This window comes from Actinoplanes siamensis (assembly GCF_016862395.1).
In the GTDB taxonomy this organism is placed as follows: domain Bacteria; phylum Actinomycetota; class Actinomycetes; order Mycobacteriales; family Micromonosporaceae; genus Actinoplanes; species Actinoplanes siamensis.
In genome coordinates, this window is the sequence record NZ_BOMW01000053.1 from 1 (window position 1) to 21,702 (window position 21,702).

At 70.2% G+C, this 21,702-nt stretch carries 21 protein-coding genes, 2 tRNA genes and 1 other RNA gene; 17 read left to right on the top strand and 7 right to left on the bottom strand.

Translation table 11 applies throughout. The features are described 5' to 3' along the window. Positions 1–134: 134 nt before the first annotated feature. From Asi03nite_RS26040 to Asi03nite_RS26055, 4 genes are all read left to right on the top strand, one after another. Positions 135–485, top strand: a complete 351-nt coding sequence (locus Asi03nite_RS26040) for a hypothetical protein (protein WP_203683097.1) — start codon at positions 135–137, stop codon at positions 483–485. Between the two features lie 65 nt (positions 486–550). After that, positions 551–754, top strand: a complete 204-nt coding sequence (locus Asi03nite_RS26045; protein ID WP_203683181.1) for a hypothetical protein — start codon at positions 551–553, stop codon at positions 752–754. 90 nt (positions 755–844) lie between these two features. After that, positions 845–1,357: a tRNA adenosine deaminase-associated protein gene (locus Asi03nite_RS26050; RefSeq protein WP_203683098.1), complete on the top strand. Its 513-nt coding sequence runs from the start codon at positions 845–847 to the stop codon at positions 1,355–1,357. Then, entirely contained in the window at positions 1,354–1,800 is a 447-nt protein-coding gene (locus tag Asi03nite_RS26055; RefSeq protein WP_203683099.1) for a nucleoside deaminase, read from the top strand. Before Asi03nite_RS26050 ends, Asi03nite_RS26055 begins: the two co-directional genes overlap by 4 nt. Positions 1,801–1,891: 91 nt before the next feature. Here the strand turns inward: Asi03nite_RS26055 and deoD are convergent, their stop codons facing one another. Beyond that, positions 1,892–2,605 (bottom strand): purine-nucleoside phosphorylase, encoded by a 714-nt coding sequence (gene deoD, locus Asi03nite_RS26060; RefSeq protein WP_203683100.1) that lies wholly within the window; start codon positions 2,603–2,605, stop codon positions 1,892–1,894. A 116-nt stretch (positions 2,606–2,721) separates the two neighbouring features. Between deoD and Asi03nite_RS26065 the strand changes: the two genes are divergently transcribed. From Asi03nite_RS26065 to Asi03nite_RS26075, 3 genes are all read left to right on the top strand, one after another. Continuing rightward, a tRNA-Ser gene (locus Asi03nite_RS26065) sits at positions 2,722–2,811 on the top strand. 343 nt (positions 2,812–3,154) lie between these two features. Then, on the top strand, positions 3,155–3,364 hold the full coding sequence (locus Asi03nite_RS26070) for a hypothetical protein (protein ID WP_203683101.1): 210 nt from the start codon (positions 3,155–3,157) through the stop codon (positions 3,362–3,364). Between the two features lie 244 nt (positions 3,365–3,608). After that, positions 3,609–3,950 (top strand): STAS domain-containing protein, encoded by a 342-nt coding sequence (locus Asi03nite_RS26075; RefSeq protein ID WP_203683102.1) that lies wholly within the window; start codon positions 3,609–3,611, stop codon positions 3,948–3,950. A gap of 436 nt (positions 3,951–4,386) precedes the next feature. Here Asi03nite_RS26075 and Asi03nite_RS26080 read toward each other — a convergent pair. Beyond that, positions 4,387–4,474, bottom strand: a tRNA-Ser gene (locus tag Asi03nite_RS26080). Between the two features lie 84 nt (positions 4,475–4,558). On the opposite strand from Asi03nite_RS26080, the gene ffs reads away from it, so the two are divergent. From ffs to Asi03nite_RS26125, 9 genes are all read left to right on the top strand, one after another. Next, positions 4,559–4,654, top strand: an RNA gene (gene ffs, locus Asi03nite_RS26085) — signal recognition particle sRNA small type. A 140-nt stretch (positions 4,655–4,794) separates the two neighbouring features. Further along, positions 4,795–8,118 carry a DNA polymerase III subunit gamma and tau gene (locus tag Asi03nite_RS26090; RefSeq protein WP_203683103.1) on the top strand — a complete coding sequence of 1,108 codons (3,324 nt, stop codon included), beginning with the start codon at positions 4,795–4,797 and terminating at the stop codon, positions 8,116–8,118. A gap of 425 nt (positions 8,119–8,543) precedes the next feature. Beyond that, positions 8,544–8,882: a YbaB/EbfC family nucleoid-associated protein gene (locus Asi03nite_RS26095; protein WP_203683104.1), complete on the top strand. Its 339-nt coding sequence runs from the start codon at positions 8,544–8,546 to the stop codon at positions 8,880–8,882. Positions 8,883–8,886: 4 nt separating this feature from the next. Beyond that, positions 8,887–9,480, top strand: coding sequence for a recombination mediator RecR (gene recR, locus Asi03nite_RS26100; protein WP_203683105.1), 594 nt, complete (start codon positions 8,887–8,889; stop codon positions 9,478–9,480). 407 nt (positions 9,481–9,887) lie between these two features. Beyond that, positions 9,888–10,895, top strand: coding sequence for an ABC transporter permease (locus Asi03nite_RS26105; protein ID WP_203683106.1), 1,008 nt, complete (start codon positions 9,888–9,890; stop codon positions 10,893–10,895). A gap of 73 nt (positions 10,896–10,968) precedes the next feature. After that, on the top strand, positions 10,969–12,750 hold the full coding sequence (locus Asi03nite_RS26110; RefSeq protein ID WP_239102926.1) for an ABC transporter substrate-binding protein: 1,782 nt from the start codon (positions 10,969–10,971) through the stop codon (positions 12,748–12,750). Positions 12,751–12,866: 116 nt separating this feature from the next. Continuing rightward, on the top strand, positions 12,867–13,868 hold the full coding sequence (locus Asi03nite_RS26115; protein WP_203683107.1) for an ABC transporter permease: 1,002 nt from the start codon (positions 12,867–12,869) through the stop codon (positions 13,866–13,868). Between the two features lie 11 nt (positions 13,869–13,879). Beyond that, a complete protein-coding gene (locus Asi03nite_RS26120; protein ID WP_203683108.1) occupies positions 13,880–14,902 on the top strand; it encodes an ABC transporter ATP-binding protein in 1,023 nt (340 codons plus the stop codon). Positions 14,903–14,921: 19 nt separating this feature from the next. After that, entirely contained in the window at positions 14,922–15,959 is a 1,038-nt protein-coding gene (locus Asi03nite_RS26125; RefSeq protein WP_203683109.1) for an ABC transporter ATP-binding protein, read from the top strand. Between the two features lie 113 nt (positions 15,960–16,072). On the opposite strand, the gene Asi03nite_RS38600 is transcribed toward Asi03nite_RS26125, so the two are convergent. The 5 genes from Asi03nite_RS38600 to Asi03nite_RS26150 all read right to left on the bottom strand — a co-directional run bounded on the left by Asi03nite_RS38600 (position 16,073) and on the right by Asi03nite_RS26150 (position 20,270). Beyond that, positions 16,073–16,225: a hypothetical protein gene (locus tag Asi03nite_RS38600; protein WP_275409498.1), complete on the bottom strand. Its 153-nt coding sequence runs from the start codon at positions 16,223–16,225 to the stop codon at positions 16,073–16,075. 19 nt (positions 16,226–16,244) lie between these two features. Then, entirely contained in the window at positions 16,245–16,679 is a 435-nt protein-coding gene (locus Asi03nite_RS38800) for a hypothetical protein (protein ID WP_307834029.1), read from the bottom strand. Beyond that, entirely contained in the window at positions 16,679–17,329 is a 651-nt protein-coding gene (locus Asi03nite_RS26140; protein ID WP_239102927.1) for an HNH endonuclease family protein, read from the bottom strand. Before Asi03nite_RS26140 ends, Asi03nite_RS38800 begins: the two co-directional genes overlap by 1 nt. 191 nt (positions 17,330–17,520) lie before the next feature. Beyond that, complete coding sequence (gene leuA, locus Asi03nite_RS26145; protein ID WP_203683111.1) at positions 17,521–19,251, bottom strand: 2-isopropylmalate synthase; 1,731 nt, start codon at positions 19,249–19,251, stop codon at positions 17,521–17,523. Between the two features lie 212 nt (positions 19,252–19,463). Next, positions 19,464–20,270: a hypothetical protein gene (locus Asi03nite_RS26150; protein ID WP_203683112.1), complete on the bottom strand. Its 807-nt coding sequence runs from the start codon at positions 20,268–20,270 to the stop codon at positions 19,464–19,466. 159 nt (positions 20,271–20,429) lie between these two features. On the opposite strand from Asi03nite_RS26150, the gene Asi03nite_RS26155 reads away from it, so the two are divergent. Next, positions 20,430–21,695, top strand: coding sequence for an aspartate kinase (locus Asi03nite_RS26155; RefSeq protein ID WP_203683113.1), 1,266 nt, complete (start codon positions 20,430–20,432; stop codon positions 21,693–21,695). The last annotated feature ends 7 nt before the right edge of the window (positions 21,696–21,702 follow it).

Here is a 21,702-nt window from a genome sequence, read left to right on the forward strand (position 1 = left end):
CTGTTCGGTGACGCACCCCGCTCCAGGTGCCCGCCGTTGTCGCGGCGGGGGCGGGGCGCGGGCACGGGGCCGGACCGCGCCCGTGCCACCGCGCGCCGGATAGGCTGGCAGGGAGCAGACCGGAGGGAGACGAGATGCACCCCGCGCCCCAGGTGCCCCCGCCGCCCGGTTACTACGCCGGGCTCCCGCCCCGTCCGGTCTACCGCGAGCCGCACCCGATCGGGGTCGGCCCGGTGCTCAGTGGCCTCGCCGCTGGCGCTCTCTGGCTGCTGCTGTTCGGCAGCCTCGGTCACGACCTCGCGTCGTACGCGTGGTGGACCATCCTCGCCGCGGCCGCCGCCTGGCTGGTCGCGCTGGTCCTGACCCTGGTCGGGGACCGCGGGGTGGCGCTCGGGGTGGCCTGCGCGACCGGGCTGGGCCTGTCGGTCGCGCTGGGCCTCGTGGCGTACCGCTGGGTGGAGACGTTCAACTTCCCGCTGTGGTGAAAGGTCTCGATCCCGCTCCTTCCGGCGTCGCCCCGAACGGCCTTGATCGTTCTCTGGGTGGACTCTTGACGAACGCCTCGCCGCTGGGCACGCTCGGCACCATGGCCCCCACATCGCAGCGTCTCGACGCGGACCGCTGCCGTCGCCGTCTGGAACTGCTGGCGGCTCTGGCCCACGCCAAATCGGTGCGTGAGTCGGCGCCTCCGCAGCGTGCGCGTGACCTGCGCCTGCGTGAGCTGATCGCCACCCGCCGCCGTACCACGAACTGATCTCGTTGCGAGAAAGGGCGTGGCGCGTCGCGCCCGCCGCCCCACCCGCTACCGTCAGGCGCTGAGGATAAGAACCGCGTTGGGGGAATCGTGTCGATTTTCGCTGCCGCTGTCGCCCGGGGCAAGACCGGGTGGACTGCGTCCGAGCTGGACCTCTCGGGCCTGGCCGACATCGACGAGGTGGTGGATGCGCTCCGGGATGCCGAGCCGGACGCCGGGCTGGCGCTGTTGTTCGTCGAGAGCGACGACGAGTACCTCGCGATCCTTCGCCTGGACGAGGGCGAGGATCTGCGGGTCTTCGGGTCGGACTCGGCGTTCGCCGAGGAGTCGCGGATCGGGTCGGTGCTGCTCGGTGAGGTCGAGACGCCGGCCCTCGGAGTCGACGATCTGGCCGCTCGCGACGAGGACGAGGAGGAGCGGCCGGCCGCCGATCCGGACGCCGATCCGGTCGGTGACGCGGAGCTGCTGAACGATCTGGGGGTGCCCGCGCAGCGGCTGCTGGCCCTGTGCGGCATGGAGGGCATGCTGCCGTCCGACATCACCGCCGAGATCTGCCAGAAGATCGGGTGCGGCGACGAGATGGAGGAGCTGCGCGAGGCGTGATCCGTCGCGAGCGGCACGAGGTGTGGATGCGGCGGGCGCTGTCCGTCGCGTCATCCTCGCCCCGGGACGTGCCGGTCGGCGCGGTGGTGCTGGATCCGGACGGGGGCGAGCTGTCCGCCGCGGGCAACGAGCGGGAGCTGACCGGTGATCCGACCGCGCACGCCGAGATCCTGGCGTTGCGCCGGGCGGCCGCGGTCCGCGGCGAGTGGCGGCTGGACGGCTGCACCCTGGTGGTCACCTTGGAACCGTGCACGATGTGCGCGGGCGCCCTGGTGCTGGCCCGGGTGGGCACGCTGGTGTTCGGCGCGTGGGAGCCGAAGACCGGTGCCGTGGGGTCGCTCTGGGACACCGTCCGGGATCCGCGGCTGAACCATCGGGCCGAGGTCTACGGGGGTGTTCTGGAGGCGGAGTGCGCCCGGTTGATGCGCGGCTTCTTCCGCTGACGCGATCCCGGCTCCGAGTGGGCCGCGGCCGGCGCCGGCATCAGCCGGCGCCGGCCGGGCGCGGGCGTCCGCCCGGCGCCGGTGTTGCGCGTCAGGCGTCCGCGATGATCGTGTCGAGGCCGATTTTGACCATGTTGCTGAAGCCCTGCTCGCGCTGCGCCGACTCCATCGCCTCGCCACGCTTGATGTGATCGCTCACGGTCAGGATGGTCAGGGCCTTGGCGCCGTAGCGCGCCGCGACGGTGTAGATCGCGGCGGACTCCATCTCGACCGCCAGCACCCCGTAGAGAGCCAGCGCGTCGTACAGGTCGGGCCGGTCGGTGTAGAACGCGTCCGCGGCCAGGATCGGGCCCACCCGCATCGGGACACCCTGCGCCGCGGCGGTGTCCACGGCGGTGCGGAGCAGGCCGAAGTCGGCCACCGGGGCGTAGTCGATCAGGCCGTCGAAGCGCGCCCGGTTCATGTTCGAGTCGGTCGCCGAGCCGATCGCGGCGACCACGTCACCCAGATTCAGATCCAGCGCCAGGGCGCCGCACGAGCCGATCCGGATGACCGACCTCACCCCGTACTCGTTGATCAGCTCGTGGGTGTAGATGGAGGCCGACGGCATGCCCATGCCGGAGCCCTGCACCGAGACCCGCTGCCCCCGCCAAGTGCCGGTGAATCCGAGCATTCCGCGGACCTGGGTGTAGCAGACCGCGTCCTCCAGGAACGTCTCTGCGATCCACTTGGCCCGCATCGGGTCGCCGGGCAGCAGCACCCGCTCGGCGATCTCTCCCGGCTTGGCGCCGATGTGCACGCTCATGCACTCTCTCCGTCTCGTTCGATTCCTTCCGCAGATACTGCCAGGTCAGCGGTACCGCGGGCGGTTACGGGGCACCCGGCGACAGGCGCCTGGAGGCGTCCGGTAACGTACTTCCCGGTGGTGTGTCCGAGTGGCCTAAGGAGCACGCCTCGAAAGCGTGTGAGGGTTTACGCCCTCCGCGGGTTCAAATCCCGCCGCCACCGCCAGCAGAGCCCGATCCGCGAGGATCGGGCTCTCTTGTTTTCTGCTGTCACTTGCGTCACTCTGTGTGCCCCGATTCCGGATCGCTCGGTCGTACCGGGCGCGCCTGGTACGACCGGGCGTTATGCATGATCAGCGGCGGATGTGTTGCCGGAAGATGTCGTCGCACGTCAACGCGATGAATCACGTTCAGTAGTGAATCATGGACAGCCCAGTGACATGGGGTGTCGCGCAAGTCACGCAACCCAAATACACCGGATCAGACAATGTGGTTCCGACCGGGCGGTGAGAAACATTCACAGAAACACCCCAAGGCAGGTTCGTCGATGCCTGTCGTAGATTTGACACGTGAGAGTTGAGCATCACTGGTGGAATGGCGACGTCCGGCTCCAGCGCCGCGACGTCTACGTCCGCACCGACGGCAGCACCTGGGAGGTCGAGGCCCAGTTGGGCGGACCCGAGGGTAAGTCGAAGGTGCAGCAGTGTCCCGGCCGGGCTTCAGCGATGATCCTGGCCGACGCGTGGCGCGGTCCACGCTGGCGGTGGCGCGAGCTCTGAGGAGCGCCAGGAGCCCGGGCTGCGCCGTTGTTGCTTGACTGTTCCGGCCAGCCTTCGTGAAACGGACCGGACCCCGCCGGGGGTCCGGTCCGTTCTTGTCTATGGGCAGGCCAGCCGTCAGCAGCTCACCCTGCCCGCTTCACCACCGGTGTCAAGCCGGTCTGCGACGGACCTTCAGTCCGATGTGCGCGAAAATTCGCGATCTACGCTGCAAGTCCGTCGAACCCGGTAGAAAGCGATAACCATGCGGGCCTCCATCACCGAGCACCGGCCTGACGTCGCCGTGCTGCATCTCAAGGGCGAGCTCGACGCGGACACCGCCGAGGAGCTGCGCGTCGTGTTCACCGGGCTGCTGGATCGACCGGTACCCCGGATCGTGGTGGACCTGACCGAGCTCAAATTCTGTGACTCGATCGGGCTGAGCACCTTCATCATCAGCAAGGAGGTGATCGCGGCGCGGGGCGGCTGGCTCAGCTTCGCGGCGGCGAACCCGTTCCTCACCAGACTGCTGGTGACGGTCGGGCTGAGCCGGTACTTCGCGATCTTCCCGGAAGTGGACGACGCGATCGCCGCCGGCCAGCTGTAAAGGTCGCGGCCGCCGCCGGTCGCGGTCCGCGGGAATCCCGGCGGTGCGACACGAGCCAGTCGGCGAAGACGACGAGAGCCGGCCCGATCGGGGCCGGCCCTCGCCTGCACTGTTTTCGTGCGGGAGCATACGAGACGCGACGGACGCCTCACGCAGTGGCATCCCTAGTCGCGGGGCGGGCCGCCGTCGTACCCCAGATCTGTTACGGCGCGGCGAGAACGGCGTTGCGGGCCGGCGTGATGGTCGAGGAGCGCGGCCCGGGGCGGGCCGGCGTGATGGTTGAGGAGCGCGGCCCGGGGCGGGCCGGCGTGATGGTCGAGGAGCGCGGCCCGGGGCGGGTCGGCATCTGCCGACACATCAGGGCCTCAACCGAGACGCAGGAAGCGAGAAGGCCGGACCCGCTGGGTCCGGCCTTTCCTGTTTCCGCTGGTGAAGCTGGCGGAGGATACGAGATTCGAACTCGTGAGGGTGTGAACCCAACACGCTTTCCAAGCGTGCGCCCTAGGCCTCTAGGCGAATCCTCCGTGCGCCAGGATACATACGTCCCGGCAGGGTTCCGCACGGGAGGGGTGGCCGGGCGATCCGGGCACGTGCCGGGTAGGCTGTCGGTCAGCCCCTCGTGCGGCGTCATCCTGTGAACCTCCCCAGGGCCGGAAGGCAGCAAGGATAAGCGGGCTCTGGCGGGTGCACGAGGGGTCCTTCATGTCTCCTGAAGCCGGCGCTCGTCCTGCCGATCACCCCGGTGCGAGGCGTGGCCCGACCCGCCTGGCCCGGTTGGGGCATGTCGTTTGTTCTTGTCACACCCCCGACGGAGAATGGCGCGGTCGTTCAGGAGGTGGCAGGAGTGGCTCTCGCCCTCTACCGGAAATACCGACCCCGTACGTTCGCCGAGGTCATCGGTCAGGAGCACGTGACCGAGCCGCTGTCGCAGGCACTGCGCACCGGCCGGCTCAACCACGCCTATCTGTTCTCCGGGCCCCGTGGCTGCGGCAAGACGTCCAGCGCGCGCATCCTGGCCCGCTCGCTCAACTGTGAGCAGGGCCCCACGCCGGAGCCGTGCGGCGTCTGCGCCTCCTGCAAGTCGTTGGCCAACGACGGCGCCGGCTCGATCGACGTGATCGAGATCGACGCGGCCAGCCACGGTGGCGTCGACGATGCCCGTGAGCTGCGGGAGAAGGCGTTCTTCGCGCCGGCCAACAGCCGCTACAAGATCTACGTCATCGACGAGGCGCACATGGTCTCGTCGGCCGGCTTCAACGCGCTGCTCAAGCTCGTCGAGGAGCCGCCGGAGTACGTGAAGTTCATCTTCGCCACCACCGAGCCGGACAAGGTGCTCGGCACCATCCGCTCGCGCACCCACCACTACCCGTTCCGGCTGATCCCGCCCGCGGTGCTCCGGCCCTATCTGCAGCAGCTCACCGAGGCCGAGGGCATCCCGGTCGAGCCGGCGGTGTTCCCGCTGGTGGTCCGGGCCGGCGGGGGCAGCGCCCGGGACACGCTTTCGGTGCTCGACCAGCTGATCGCCGGCGCCGGCCCGCAAGGGGTCAGCTACTCGCGCGCGGTCGCCCTGCTCGGCGTGACCGACGCGGCCCTGATCGACGAGATGTGCGACGCCCTGGCCGACGGCGACGGCGCGGCCGCCTACCAGACCATCGACCGGGTCGCCGAGGCCGGCCACGACCCCCGGCGCTATGCCTCCGACCTGCTCGAGCGCCTCCGCGACCTGATCGTTTTGCAGCAGGTGCCGGACGCGGTCGCCAAGGGTCTGATCGACGGCGCGGCCGACCAGCTCGACGCGATGCGCGAGCAGGCGGCGCGGCTGGGCGCCGCGACGCTGTCCCGTTGCGCGGACATCGTGCACAACGGGCTGGTGGAGATGCGTGGGACGACCGCGCCGCGGCTGCTGCTGGAGCTGATCACCGCGCGGATGCTGCTGCCCGGGGCGGACGATTCGGCCGGGGCGTTGTTGCAGCGCCTGGAACGGTTGGAGCGGCGCGGGCCGATTGATTCCCCGGAGGTACGCGGGGAGGCCGCTGCTCCTTCCGCCGCTGCGCCGGTCACGGTCCCGGGTGGGGTCGTCCCGGCGGTCGCCGAGGGGGCCGGTGCGGGCAAGGCGGCGGCTCGTGCGGCGGCGCTGGCCGCCAGTCGCCGGACCAACGGCGGGCCGGTACGGCCGGTGTCCCCGGCTCCGGCGGAGGCTTCCCCGGAGCCGGTGTTGTCGCCGGCTCCGGCCGCTGTGCCTGTCGTTTCCGCGGCCGCGGATGCCGCTCCCTCCGCTGCCCCCGATGCGGTCGCGGCTCCTGAACCGGTATCGATCCCTGAGCCGATCCCGCCGGTTGTCGGGGGTGCTCCGGCTTCCCCGGGTGCGGCTGTTCCGCCGGCCGTGGCTGCGGAGCCCGCTTCGGGGTCCGTGTCGCCGGCTCCGGTTACGGCTGCCGGCGGGACCGCGCCGGGCGAGTCGGACTGGAACCGGATCGCCGACGGCGCCGGGCACTACGACGACGAGCCGCCGTGGGACGGGGATCCCCCGGAGGACCGCGAGCCGCCCGCCGCGCCGCGTCCCCGCGCGGACGACCGACCGCAGCGGATCCGCGCGGTGTGGCAGGCCTTCGGCCCGAAGCATCCGAAGATCCAGGCGATGCAGGACTCCGGCATCGGGATCCGCTCCATCGACGGCGACACGGTGGTCTTCGCCGCGCCCTCCCCGCGGTATGCGGAGCGGTTCCTCACCTACACCGACGTCATCACCACGGAGTTCGGCCGGGAGGTGGGTGGCCGCTGGCAGATCCGCTGCGAGATCGGCGAGGCCGCCGCCGCTGCCCCCGACGCCGGGCCGCGGGGTTCCGCCACCCGGGAGCAGGCGCCGTCCGCGGGCCGTGACCAGCCGGCCGGTCCTCGCGGGGCGGCCCCCTCGGCTAGGGCCGCGTCGTCCTCGGCCCCGTCGTCCTCGGCCCCGGCCTCCTCGGCCCCGGCCTCCTCGGCCCCGTCGTCCTCGGCCCCGGAGCGGAACACCGGCCGCACCGAGTCCCGCCCGTCCCGCACCCAACGGCCCCCGGCGTCGGACGCCGACGACGACTGGCCGGCGCCGGCCGGTCCGCCCCCGGACGATTCGTTGCCGCCGGAGCCGGACGACGATCCGTATGTTTCGGCGCCGCCGCATCGCCCCGGCCCGCCCACCGGCGGGCGCGGTGGTGGCATTGCCCGCCCGGCGGCTTCCGAGGGCGGTGACACCGGCTGGCCCGAGCCTGTCCGTCCTGGCGCGGCGGCTCCGAGGTCGGCGCCTCCTCCGGCGGACGACGACTGGCCCGAGCCGGTCAAGCCGGGTACCCGGGCGCCTGCTCGCGCCGCCGAGCCGCGACCAATCGCCGTATCTTCCGCTGCCGGGCCGGCGTCGGCGCGGGCTTCCGAGCCGCCCGCCGACCCGGCGCCGGCGACGAACCCGGATGTCCCCGCAGGCGCCGGGACCCGGGGCGGATCGGCATCCGGCAGCGGTCCGGCGCCGTCCGGCTCGGCCGCGGCGAGCGGTTCCCTCGTCTCCGACCCGGCGCCCGCCTCGGGTGTTCCCGGCACCGGGGCCGCCGGCCTGGGCGCTCCTGCCCCGGGGGCCGCCGGCCTGGGCGCCCTCGCCACGAGTGCTCCCGCCGCGGGTGTACCAGCCTCGGGCGCTCCCGGGACGGGGACTCCAGTCAGGGGCGCCCCTTCCCCGTCCGCTGCCGCGGCGGTTCCCGCCGCGGGCGGCCCAGCCCTGGGGGCGAGGCCGGCGGCTCCGGGGGCGCCGGCGCGTTCGGCGGCGATGGAGGCTGCCCGGGCGGCTGCGGCCCGCGGTGGCAACGCGTCGCCGAGCAGCGGACTGGCCGCCGCCCGCGCCGCCGCGGCCAATGCGCGCAACGCGACCGCGAGCCGTGCCGCGAACCAGGCCGCCGCTCAGGCGCCGGGTGGGCGGGCGGATAGTGCCGCGTTCTCCGACGGCACGCCGATCGGTGAGGCGCCTTACGACCCCGACTACGACGGTCCGCCCCCGGCCGGTGGCGGCTTCGATGGCTTCGACCCCGGCGACGAACCGCTGGACGAGGTGATCGACGAGAAGACGGCGCGTCAGAGCAGCGAGGAGCAGGCCTTCCAGCTTCTCCGGGACGCCTTCGGCGCCGAGAGGATCGGCGAGATGTAGCTCCGCAGTCGACGATCGCGGCGCGCCGTTCCGGCGGCGCGCCGCTGCTCGGCCCGCGCTGCCGTGGCATCCACCCCGCGAAGTCGGCCAGACCCACGCGGCTGGTCGCAAGAAACGCCTCGGACGACTTGCGCGACCCCGGGATGCCAGCCGCGTGGTCGCGGCTGGCGGTGAGGGGGTGGCTCGGTGAGCCTTGAGGGACTTGTGGGCGCCGACCGGGTGGTTGCGGCGGGCGGTGAGGGGTGGCCCTCGGCTGGCCGGCGAGGCCGGGGTGTGGACGCCGCCGGCGGGTCGGAGCGGGTGGGGAGCGCGCCGTGACGGTGGGCTGCCCGGAAAGAACGAGCACGGCGGCTACGCTGGCGGCGGTTGAAAAGGCGGCCGCCGGGTCATTGATGGCGGTTGTCCGGTAAGAGAGCGACTAACTCATGAGGAGCAAAGCGATGCGCCCCGGTGGACAGCCGAACATGCAGCAGCTGATGAAGCAGGCGCAGAAGATGCAGCAGCAGGTCGCCCAGGCGCAGGCCGAGCTGGCCGAGGCCGAGCTGACCGGGACCGCCGGCGGCGGGCTGGTGACCGTCACGGTGACCGGGCTGGGCGAGTTCAAGAGCGTCAAGATCGACCCCAAGGCGGTCGACGCGGACGATGTCGAGACGCTCGAGGATCTCGTGCTCGCCGCGATCCACAACGCCGCCGAGGCGCAGCGGGAACTGGCCGAGCAGAAGATGGGACCGGCGACCGGCGGCCTCTCCCTGCCGGGGTTCTGATCCCGTGTACGAAGGTGCCATCCAGGACCTGATCGATGAGCTGGGCCGGCTGCCGGGCGTCGGCCCGAAGTCGGCCCAGCGCATCGCGTTCCACGTCCTGGGCGCGGACCCGGCCGACGTCAACCGGCTGGCCACCGCGCTGCGCAAGGTGAAGGAACTGGTCCGCTTCTGCACCACCTGCTTCAACGTGGCCGAGTCCGATCAGTGCCGCGTCTGCCGCGACCCGCGCCGTACCAACGAGGTGCTCTGTGTGGTCGAGGAGCCCAAGGACGTCGTCGCCATCGAGCGGACCGGCGAGTTCCGGGGGAGGTACCACGTGCTCGGCGGGGCGATCAACCCGCTGGAGGGCGTCGGGCCGGACAACCTGAAGATCCGGGAGCTGCTGATGCGCCTGGGCACCGGGGAGGTCAAGGAGCTGATCCTGGCGACCGACCCGAACACCGAGGGCGAGGCCACCGCGACCTACCTGGCCCTGCTGGTGAAGCCGATGGGGATCGCGGTGACCCGGCTGGCGAGCGGCCTGCCGGTGGGTGGCGATCTGGAGTACGCCGACGAGATCACCCTGGGACGGGCGTTCGAGGGCCGCCGAGCGGTCTAGGAATTTACACGTCGTAACGCGGGCGTAACGCCGGGCAAGCTGATTGGCCCGGATTGGCTGCTTGCGGGCCCCTTACGCGGTACCTTCCGTTTGTTCGGCGTCAAGGTCACGGAGATATCACGAGGGAGACACGGAAGCGTCCGCGTAAGGTCGTCGAGCTTGACCCGGGCACCGCACTAGGTGAATGTTCCTCTCGATGGCGGCCACACCCGCCGTCGGGTGCCTTCGTGACCTCGGCCCGAACTGGGCCGGACGACGCGAGGGTCGGCACTCGAGGCATGCGATAACCGATCGGTTTACCGCTCGCACCGTGGGCCATCGTCTCCGGGCGGCGGAATGCTCCGTTTCCATGCCCGGGGGCCGTGGACTCCCGGCTGCGCGGTGGCCGGGAGAGGACCGGCGTACAGATGTCGCTTGGCCCAGAAGCGTCGGTCACCGACGACAAGTCGGCCCCGGACGCTGACGCGGCTGAGGTGCGGGGGCCCGCCGAGAAGGCGATCGCCGGCCGCTCGCTGAAGCAGATCGCGTGGCGCCGCCTGAAGCGGGACAAGGTGGCGGTCGGTGGAGCGGTCGTCGTCCTGTTCCTGATCGTGGTGGCAATCCTTGCCCCCCTGCTGACCAAGCTCTTCGGTCATCCTATCGATGAATATCACATCGATCAGATCGACCAGACGTTCGGTACCCCGATCAAGCCCTTCGGCGGGATCAGTTCCGACTTCCTCCTCGGCGTCGAGCCGACCTCCGGCCGGGACGTGTTCAGCCGGATCCTCTACGGTGCGCAGACCTCGCTCACCGTCGCCTTCCTCTCGGCGTTCGTCTCCACCATCCTCGGCGTCGTCTTCGGCGCCTCCGCGGGTTATCTCGGCGGCTGGGTCGACTCGGTGATCAGCCGGGTGATGGACTTCCTGCTCGCCTTCCCGCAGCTGCTCTTCTCGATCGCACTGGTCTCGGTGCTGCCGTACTCGTTCCTCGGCATGGACGGCCGTTGGTCGCGCATCGTGGTGCTGGTCGGGGTGATCGGCTTCTTCGGCTGGCCGTACATCGGCCGCATCGTCCGCGGGCAGACGCTGTCGCTGCGCGAGCGGGAGTTCGTCGAGGCGGCCCGCAGCATGGGCGCCCGGTCGCCGCGGATCCTCTTCCGCGAGCTGCTGCCGAACCTGGCGGCGCCGATCCTGGTCTACACCACGCTGATCATCCCGACGAACATCCTGACCGAAGCGGCGCTGAGCTTCCTCGGCGTCGGCATCCCGCCGCCCAACCCCTCGTGGGGCGGGATGCTGTCGGACGCTGTCGGCACCTACCAGATCAACCCCACATACATGATCATTCCAGGCGCAATGATCTTCATTACGGTGCTGGCCTTCAACCTCTTCGGTGACGGCCTGCGTGATGCGCTCGATCCGAAGGCCCGCTGATCCGCCTGGCGGCTGGAACATCGCATGTTTCGCGGACCCGTTCGGTTCCGCTGTTCGAGAGGTAGGAGTACAGGTGTCCAGGAAGACTAGGGCGATAGCGGCGGCCGGCGTCGCACTCGCGCTCGGCCTTACCACCGCCGCGTGCGGCGGTTCCAAGTCCGACAACAAGAGCGGCGGCTCGAACGGTGGCAAGTCCGCCTACAACGCCGCGATCACCGACGTGGTCAACCCGTCCACCGCCAAGGGCGGCACGCTCAACCTGTGGAGCGCCCAGGACGCCGACTTCTGGGACCCGGCCCGCGCCTACTACGCGTTCGTGTGGGACCTGAACCGGCTGTACACCCGCAAGCTGGTCGACTACGCCGCGTCCCCGGGCAAGTCCGGCCTGGAGCTGCAGCCCGACCTGGCGCAGGCGCTCCCGGAGATCAGCGCGGACAAGCTGACCTACACGTTCAAGCTGCGCAGCGGCATCAAGTTCGACGACGGATCCCCGATCACGTCGAAGGACATCAAGTACGGCATCGAGCGGGTCTGGGCGTCCGACGTCATCTCCGGCGGCCCCGTCTACCTGCCCACGCTGCTCGACCCGAAGGGCGAGTACAAGGGCCCGTACAAGGACACCGACCCGAACAAGCTGGGTCTCAAGTCGGTGACCACCCCGGACGACTCGACGATCACCTTCAAGCTGGAGAAGCCGTCGTCCGACTTCCTCTACCTGCTGGCCATGCCGGGCTCCGGCCCGGTGCCGCAGAAGCGGGACACCGGCGCGCAGTACACCACCTCGCCGGCCGCCTCCGGCCCGTACATGTTCAAGCCGGGCAGCATCCAGCCGGGCAAGGGCGCGACGTTCGTCCGTAACCCCAACTGGGACCAGGCGACCGACCCGATCCGCAAGGCGCTGCCGGACCAGATCAACTTCACGGTCACGACGAACGCCGAGGACATGGACAGCCGCCTCGAGGCCGGCACCATCGACCTCGACGCCCAGCAGACCGGCGTGCAGGCCGCCGCTCGTACCAAGATCCTCCAGGACCCGAACCTGAAGGCGAACGCGGACACCCCGACCACCGGCTTCCTCCGGTACGCGGGTCTGGCCACCTCCGTCGCGCCGCTGGACAACATCGAGTGCCGCAAGGCGGTCATCTACGCCGCCGACCCGACCTCGCTGCAGGCCGCGCGTGGTGGCCCGATCGCGGGTGGCGACATCGGCACCAGCATGCTGCCGCCGAACATCGCGGGCTCGGACACCAAGTACGACCCGTTCAACCGCCTCCAGGGCAAGCCGCAGCTGGAAGAGGCCAAGAAGGCCCTCGCCGCCTGTGGCAAGCCGACCGGCTTCGACGTCACCATCGCGGTGCGCAACAACAAGCCGGCCGAGGTCAAGTCCGCCGAGGCCCTGCAGGCCGCGCTCAAGCCGGCCGGCATCAACGCCAAGATCGAGCAGTACGACGGCGCGCAGCAGGCCTCCATCACCGGCTCGCCGGACAACGTGAAGGCCAAGGGCTACGGCATCATGATCGCCGGCTGGGGCGCGGACTACCCGACCGGCGCCGGCTATATGCAGCCGCTGGCGGACAGCCGCTTCATCCCGGAGAACGGCAACTACAACCTGTCGGAGATCAAGAACCCGGCGATCGACGCCCTCTTCGACCAGGCGCAGCTGGAGACCGACCCGGCCAAGGCCGCCGAGATCTACAACCAGATCAACCACAAGATCATGGAGGGCGCGTACTACCTGCCGTTCGTGGTCGACAAGGCGCTCAACTACCGCAACCCGCGGCTCACGAACGCCTACATCCACCAGGCCTTCGGCATGATCGACTTCCAGGCCCTCGGCGTCAGCGACGGCAAGTGACAAAGGTCGTCGGTTCCTGACCGAGACGAGTAATTCGAAGGGTTGGTGAAGGCCGCCCGCGGCGGGCGGGCACCGGTTCTCGCAACCGGTGCCCGCCCGTCCTTCGGCCGAACGTCGTGCTGGCTTACCTCATTCGGCGGCTGATCAACGCCGTCATCACGCTGCTCGTGGTCACGCTCGTGACCTTCGGCATCTTCTTCATGGTTCCGAAGATCACCGGCAGCGATCCGGCGCTGCTCTACATCGGCAAGACCGCCGATGCCGCGTCGATCGAGGGCATCCGGGTCAAGATGGGTCTCAACGACCCGGTGCTGGTTCAGTACGGCAAGTTCCTCCAGGGTCTGGTGGCCGGCCGGGACTACGCCAACGGCCCGGACGTGACGCACTGCCCCGCCCCCTGCCTGGGCTACTCGTTCAAGACCGAGCAGGAGGTGACCCCGCTGCTGCTGAGCGACCTGCCGGTGACGCTGTCCCTGGCGATCGGCGCGGCGGTTCTCTGGCTCATCATGGGTGTCTCCACCGGTGTCATCTCGGCGCTGCGAAGAGGCAGCATCGTGGACCGGGCGGTGATGACCGGCGCGCTGGCCGGCGTGTCGCTGCCGGTCTACTTCACCGGTCTGCTCTCCTCGGCGATCTTCGTCTACTGGCTCGGCTGGTTGCCGCCCAGCAACTACGTGCCGTTCCTGGAGAGTCCGGCGGAGTGGTTCGTCCAGATGCTGTTGCCCTGGATCACGCTGGCCTTCCTCTTCGCGGCCACCTACGCCCGCCTCACCCGGGCCAACATGCTGGAGACGCTGGGCGAGGACTACATTCGTACGGCCCGGGCCAAGGGTCTGGGCGAGCGGACCGTCATCGGCAAGCACGCGCTGCGCTCCGGCCTGACCCCGATCGTCACGATCTTCGGTCTGGACCTGGGCGCGCTGCTCGGCGGCGCGGTCCTCACCGAGAACGTGTTCAACCTGCGCGGCCTGGGCTACCAGGCGCTCCAGGCGATCCGCGGCAACGACCTGCCGGTGATCCTGGGCGTCACCCTGATCGCCGCGTTCTTCATCGTCATCGCCAACCTGATCGTCGACCTGGTGTACGGCGTCATCGACCCGCGCGTGCGGCTGGGCTGAGGGGAGAGGGAATGTCACGCCCATTCCTCGAGGTCAAGGATCTCACCGTCCGTTTCGAGACGGACGACGGCATCGTCCAGGCGGTCACCGAGTCGAACTTCAGCCTGGAGGCCGGCAAGACGCTCGGCATCGTCGGCGAGTCCGGCTCCGGCAAGAGCGTCACCTCGCTGGCCATCCTCGGCCTGCACCGCACCCGCAGCAATGCCAAGGTCAGCGGCGAGATCTGGCTCGACGACCAGGAGCTGGTCACCGCGACCAACGACGACGTGCGGGCGCTGCGCGGCGGCAAGATGGCGATGATCTTCCAGGACCCGCTGAGCGCGATGCACCCGTACTTCACGGTCGGCGCGCAGATCGTCGAGGCGTACCGGGTGCACCACCCCGGGGTCAACAAGAAGGTCGCCCGGGAGCGGGCCATCGACATGCTGGCCCGGGTCGGCATCCCGCAGCCGGCGCGCCGGTTCAACGACTACGCGCACCAGTTCTCCGGTGGTATGCGGCAGCGCGCGATGATCGCGATGGCACTGGTCAACGACCCGAAGCTGCTGATCGCCGACGAGCCGACCACCGCCCTGGACGTGACCGTCCAGGCGCAGATCCTGGACCTGATCCGTGACCTGCAGGAGGAGTTCGGCTCCGCGGTCATCATGATTACCCACGACCTGGGTGTGGTGGCCGAGCTGGCCGACGACGTCGTGGTGATGTACGGCGGCAAGATCATTGAGCGGGGTCCGGCGGTCGACCTCTTCCAGCGGCCGCAGCACCCGTACACCTGGGGTCTGCTCGGCTCGATGCCGCGCCTGGACCGCGACGTGCGGGACCGGCTCACCCCGGTCAAGGGCTCGCCGCCGAGCCTGATCAACCTTCCGTCGGGCTGCGCCTTCCACCCGCGCTGCCCGTACGCGGGGCGCAACGGCGACCGGTCCTTCACCGAGACGCCGGTGCTCGGCGGTGGGGTGCACGCTGTCGCGTGCCACCTGCCCGCCGAGGAGCGCACCCGGTTGTTCCAGGAAGAAGTAGCACCGAACCTCTGAGCGGGGAAGTGAGAGAACCATGAGCGAGAACCTGCTCGAGGTGACCGGGCTGCAGAAGCACTTCCCGATCACGAAGGGGCTGTTCAAGCGGCAGGTCGGCGCGGTCCGCGCGGTGGACGGCATCGACCTGAACGTGCAGGCCGGCGAGACGCTGGGCCTGGTCGGCGAGTCCGGCTGCGGCAAGTCGACGGCCGGCCGGCTCTTCACCCGGATCCTGGAACCGACCGGCGGCAAGATCGTCTTCGAGGGCGAGGACATCAGCCGCAAGTCGGTGACCCAGATGCGGCCGCTGCGCCGCGACGTCCAGATGATCTTCCAGGACCCGTACTCGTCGCTGAACCCGCGGCACACGGTCGGCTCGATCATCTCGGCGCCGCTGCAGATCCAGAACATCCCGACCCCGCAGGGCCTCAAGAAGGCCGTGCAGGAACTGCTGGAACTGGTCGGTCTCAACCCGGAGCACTACAACCGGTACCCGCACGAGTTCTCCGGCGGTCAGCGGCAGCGCATCGGTATCGCCCGGGCGCTGGCTCTGCGGCCGAAACTGATCGTCGCCGACGAGCCGGTCTCGGCGCTCGACGTGTCCATTCAGGCGCAGGTGGTCAACCTGCTGGAGGATCTGCAGAGCGAGTTCGACCTGACGTACGTCTTCATCGCGCACGACCTCTCGGTGGTCCGGCACATCTCCGACCGCGTCGCCGTGATGTACCTCGGCAAGGTCATGGAGATCGCGCACCGCGACGACCTCTACAAGAACCCGCGGCACCCGTACACGGTCGCCCTGATGTCAGCGGTGCCGGTGCCCGACCCGGTCCGGCGCGACCGCGGGCAGCGCAACCGCGTGCTGCTCACCGGCGACGTGCCCAGTCCGATCAACCCGCCGTCCGGCTGCCGCTTCCGCACCCGCTGCTGGAAGGCCCAGGACATCTGCGCGACCGAGGAGCCGCCGCTGGTCACCCGGCTGGACGACCCGGATTCGCACCTGACCGCCTGCCACTTCCCGGTGGTCGACGACGAGGCCGTCGCCGGCCGCACCCCGGCCGAGACTCCCGCCTGACGTTCCAGGAGCAGAAACAGGCCGTCTCCCCGGGGAACCGGGAAGACGGCCTGTTCTCGTCGGATGCACCGTCCCCCGCCGGAGAGCGTGGCCGCGCCGTCCTCCCCGGCCAGTCAGCCTTCGCAGTCGCCGCGCAGGTCCCGCGGGTCGGTCCCGCACAGGTCGTCGCCCGGGCCACCGTCCACGAAGTCGCCGCCGGCACCCCCGTCGATGTCGTCGTTCCCGTCGTCACCGGCCATCAGGTCGGCGCCCGGGCCACCGTCCAGGGGAACTTAGGCGTCGCGATCAACCCTCCGGGCGGTGCAGCAGTCCCACCGCGATGCTGTGCACGGCGTCGAGGTCGGCCGGGTCGGCGAGAGTGACCTTGCCGCCGGTCACCGTGTACCACTCCTCGGCGTCCTTGTACTGCACCCGCAGGGTCACCTCCGTCCCGGCGAGCTCGCTGCGCAGCGTGAGGTCGCCGGTGACGACGCCTACCTCGTCGGTCATCACGCCGCCCGGGCCGGGCACGATGTCGGTGGTCTTGCCCGGCACCACCGCCTCGGCCGGCTTGCCCCGAGCGGGCGCCGCCTCGGCGGGCTTGCCGGGAGCGGGCGCCGCCTCGGCGGGCTTGCCGGGAGCGGGCGCCGCCTGAGCCGGCGCGGCCTTGGCGGGCGCGTCCTCGGCCGGCGCGGGTTCGGGTGTCTGTGCGGCTTCGGCAGCCGCCGCCGGTTCGGTCATCAGCAGGTTCCCAACATGTCCCGCAAGGCGTCCTTCTCCTTCTGGGTGACGGTGAGCTTGTAGTAGCTCTTCACGGTTACCCAGTCCTCAGCGTAGGAGCACCATTCGTCCTTGGCCGGCGGCTTCCAGGTCGACGGGTCCTGGTCGCCCTTGGACCGGTTCGATCCGGCCGACACCGCGACCAGCTGCGGTCGGTCCAGATCGTTGGCAAAAGCCTCACGCTGGTCGGTGGTCCACTTGTTGGCGCCCGAGCGCCAGGCGTTGGCGAGCGGGACCATGTGGTCGATGTCCACCTGGGTCGGTGAGGTAAGCGTTTTGTCGTCGTAGAGGCTCTTCCAGCTGCCGGCGACGACGTTGCAGCCGGACAGCTTCACCTTGCTGCCGTCGCGCTCCAGCACCGAGTCGCGGACGTCGCAGTTCTTGCCGGTGCTCTTCCAGTGTGGGAACTTCTCGCGGCTGTAGCCGGACATCGTCCCGGTCTTGGCGACCACGGTGAGGTCGTTGAGCTGTGCGGCCGCGGAGCCGGTGGACTTACCGGTCGGTGCGGTGGTGACGCCGGGGTCGCCGGGGTCGGTGACCTCGCAGCCGGCGGTCAGGGTGGCGGTGATCAGGAGCGGAATGAACCAGCGGGGGGCGTTACGTGGGGGCACTCGCTCAGCGTAAGGCCGCGCTCCGCGCGCCGCCTCACGGCGACGCGCCGCCGGGTGAAAGCTCCGCGCCCCGGCACCGGGCGGTGGGTGAAAGGGTCCGGGACCGGGCGGCGGGTGAAAGGGTCCGGGACCGGCCGGCGGGTGAAGAGCTCCGCGTGCCGCCACCGAGCGGCGGCACGCGGGCGGGCGAATCAGCGGGCGCGGTTGATCGCGCTGGTGACGGCCTTGATCGAGGCGCTGACGATGTTGGCGTCGATGCCGACCCCCCAGAAGGTGCGGTCCCCGACCTCGACCTCGACATACGCCGCGGCCTGCGCGTCCCCACCGGAGGTGAGCGCGTGCTCCTGATAGTCCAGCACCCGCGCCTTGATCCCCAGCGGCTCGACGGCCTGCGTGAACGCGTCGATCGGGCCGTTGCCGACCCCGATCAGCGGCCGGCGCACGCCGCGGTGGAACACCTCGACGTCGACCTCCACCTTGCCGTCCACGGTGGCCGTGGCGTAGCTCTCCACCTTGAAAGCGGTCGCGATCTGGTGCTCGACCAGGTATTCGCCGGCGAAGATGTCCCACATCCGCTGCGGGGAGACCTCGCCGCCCTCGTCGTCGGTGTGCTGCTGCACCACGCCGGAGAACTCGATCTGCAGCCGGCGCGGCATGTCGAGCTTGTGCTCCTCCTTCATGATGTACGCCACCCCGCCCTTGCCCGACTGCGAGTTGACCCGGATGACCGCCTCGTAGGTGCGGCCCAGGTCCTTCGGGTCGATCGGCAGGTAGGGGACGCCCCAGGTGAAGGAGTCGATGTCCACGCCCGCCGCGTCGGCGTCGGCCTGCAGGGCGGTGAAACCCTTCTTGATCGCGTCCTGGTGCGAGCCGGAGAACGCGGTGTAGACCAGGTCGCCCGCGTACGGGTGGCGCTCGTGCACCGGCAGCTGGTTGCAGTACTCCACGGTGCGCTTGATCTCGTCGATGTTCGAGAAGTCCACCTGCGGGTCGATGCCCTGGGAGAACAGGTTCAGCCCGAGCGTGACCAGGTCGACGTTGCCGGTGCGCTCGCCGTTGCCGAACAGGCAGCCCTCGATCCGGTCCGCGCCGGCCAGCAGGCCGAGCTCGGCGGCGGCCACCGCGGAGCCGCGGTCGTTGTGCGGGTGCAGGCTCAGCACCACGCTGTCCCGGCGGGGCAGGTGGCGGTGCATCCACTCGATGGAGTCGGCGTACACGTTCGGGGTGGCCATCTCGACGGTGGCCGGCAGGTTGATGATCAGCGGCCGGGCCGGGGTCGGGTCGATCACGTCGATCACCGCGGAGCAGATCTCCAGCGCGTACTCCAGCTCGGTGCCGGTGTACGACTCGGGCGAGTACTCGTAGAAGATCTCGGTGTCCGGGGTGTGGATCTCCGCGTACTTCTGGCAGAGCCGCGCGCCTGTCGTCGCGATGTCGGTGATGCCGTCCTTGTCCAGGCCGAACACCACGCGCCGCTGCAGCGTCGAGGTGGAGTTGTAGAAGTGCACGATGGCGCGCTTGGCGCCGCGGATCGACTCGAAGGTCCTGTCGATCAGGTGCTCCCGGCACTGCACCAGCACCTGGATCGTGACGTCGTCCGGGATCAGGTCCTGCTCGATGAGCTGGCGGACGAAGTCGTAGTCGGTCTGGCTGGCGGCCGGGAAGCCGACCTCGATCTCCTTGTAGCCCATCTTCACCAGCAGCATGAACATCCGCCGCTTGCGTTCCGGGGACATCGGGTCGATCAGGGCCTGGTTGCCGTCCCGCAGGTCGACAGCGCACCAGCGCGGCGCGGTCTCGACGACGCGCCCCGGCCATTGCCGGTCGGGCAGGGAGATCGAGAACTGCTTCTGGTACGCCTCGTAGCGCTGGAACGGCATGGCACTGGGACGCTGAGTCGTGAAGGGGTTGGTCTCGGACATGTGACTGCTCCAGTCAGGAAGAAGACGAGCAGGCGGCGCGCGTCACCACCGCGACGGGGTGCCGGCCTGTAACGAGGCCCCGTCGCGGCAGAGAAGGAGGAGGTTCACCTGCCACATGTCGCACACCACGTTACGTGATCCACATCGGGGCGGCTAACCCAACGACCGGATCGTGGGATCTGCCGTTCTCGACCCGCGGCCCCGGAGGGCTCTCAACCCGCGGCCCCGGACGGGGCGGTTTCCGGCTGGGACGCGATCCCCTGCTCGGGCGCGGTCGTGCCCATCGGCTCGCCGCCGACCTCCGGGCCGGGGAACTGCACCGTGGCCGGGGCCGGCACCTGACGGACCAGCTTGAGCACGCCGAAGCCGACCCGGGCCGCGGTGAGCAGCCCGTCCGTGGAGTAGCAGTAGACGCCGATGTCGACAGGCGCGTCCAGGCCCGCCGCGCTGGAGTCGACCGAGTAGCAGGTGCCGCCCTGCGCGCCGTCCAGCGGCTTGACGGCGGAGACCGAGAGCGCCGCGGCGCGGTCGGTGAAGACCGGCAGCCACTGCCGGAACAGCCGCTGCACCCGCGGGTCGTAGCGGCTCGGCACCTTCTCGCCCTTCTCCGCAACGTGCACGCAGCCGGGCGTCACCGGAGCGCCGGTCAGCGAGAGCGAGCACTGGTAGACGCCGTGCTGGTTGTGCACGATCGAGACGTCCGCGGTGCCGCCGAGCGCGCCGTTCGCGATGTCCACCCGCCAACTGCCGTCGTTCGCCACCGTGGCGACCACGTTGCGCGGGTTGCCGTCGCCGCCGGTGAAGGAGTAGAGGGCGGCGTACCGGCGGTCCAGCGCGACAGCGGCGATGCCGGCGAACTCGTTGCGGGCGTCCAGGCTGCCGCCGGTGGCCGCGGGCGCCGAACTGGGCGGGCCGGCGGCCGGCGGGCTGTCGTCGCCGCCGCAGCCGGCCAGGCCGAGGGCCAGCACGGTGGCGATCAGCGCGGGCAGGCCGCGCCCGGGTCCGGAGGGAAGGCGCACCGCGACATTCTCGCCCCATACCGCCCGCCGCGCGCGACACGCCGGTCCGCGCCGCCCCGGCGTGTCGCGCCGGAACGGCCGGATTCTGGGATCGTCTGTCGAGGTCTTGACCTCGCGCGGCTAGGGTGGTGGCGATTGCCCTGAAAGGATTGGTTGGCCGTGGCTCTTGTGGTGCAGAAGTACGGTGGGTCGTCGGTGGCGAACGCCGAGCGCATCAAGCGCGTGGCCGAGCGCATCGTGGCCGCCCGCAAGGCCGGCGACGACGTGGTCGTGGTCGTCTCGGCGATGGGCGACACCACGGACGAGCTGATGGATCTGGCCAACCAGGTCAGCCCGCTGCCGCCGGGTCGTGAACTCGACATGCTGCTGACCTCCGGCGAGCGGATCTCGATGGCGCTGCTCGCCATGGCGATCCACAACCTGGGGTACGAAGCCCGCTCCTATACCGGCTCCCAAGCGGGCGTGCTGACCACCTCGACGCACGGCAAGGCCCGGATCATCGACGTCACCCCCGGCCGCCTGCGGACCGCGCTGGACGAGGGCGCGATCGCCATCGTCGCCGGCTTCCAGGGCGTGTCGCAGGACACCAAGGACATCACCACACTGGGGCGTGGCGGCTCGGACACCACCGCGGTGGCGCTCGCCGCGGCGTTGCACGCCGACGTCTGCGAGATCTACACCGACGTGGACGGGGTGTTCACCGCCGACCCCCGGATCGTCCCGGACGCCCGTCACATCAAGAAGATCACCTACGAGGAGATGCTGGAGCTGGCGGCCGGCGGGGCGAAGGTGCTGATGTTGCGATGCGTGGAGTACGCGCGCCGCTTCAAGGTGCCGATCCACGTACGCTCTTCGTACTCGAACAAAGAAGGCACGCTCGTCACCGGCTCGATGGAGGACCCTGACGTGGAGCAAGCACTGATCACCGGGGTCGCGCACGACCGCAGCGAGGCCAAGATCACGATTGTCGGGGTGCCCGACGAGCCGGGCGCGGCCGGCCGGATCTTCGAGACCGTCGCGTCCGCCGAGATCAACATCGACATGATCGTGCAGAACGTGTCGACCGAGGGCACCGGCCGCACCGACATCTCGTTCACCCTGCCGAAGGCCGACGGCCCGACCGCGATGAACGCGCTCGACAAGATCAAGGACCAGGTCAAGTTCAAGAGCCTGCTCTTCGACGACCACGTCGGCAAGGTCTCGCTGATCGGCGCGGGCATGCGCTCGCACCCCGGTGTCGCGGCCTCCTTCTTCGCCTGCATCGGTGAGGCCGGCGTCAACATCGAGATGATCTCCACGTCGGAGATCCGGGTCTCGGTCGTCTGCCGGGACACCGACCTCGACACCGCCGTCCGTGCCGTGCACGCCCAGTTCGAGCTGGGTGGTTCCGAGGAGGCCGTCGTCTACGGCGGTACCGGCCGGTAAGCCGATC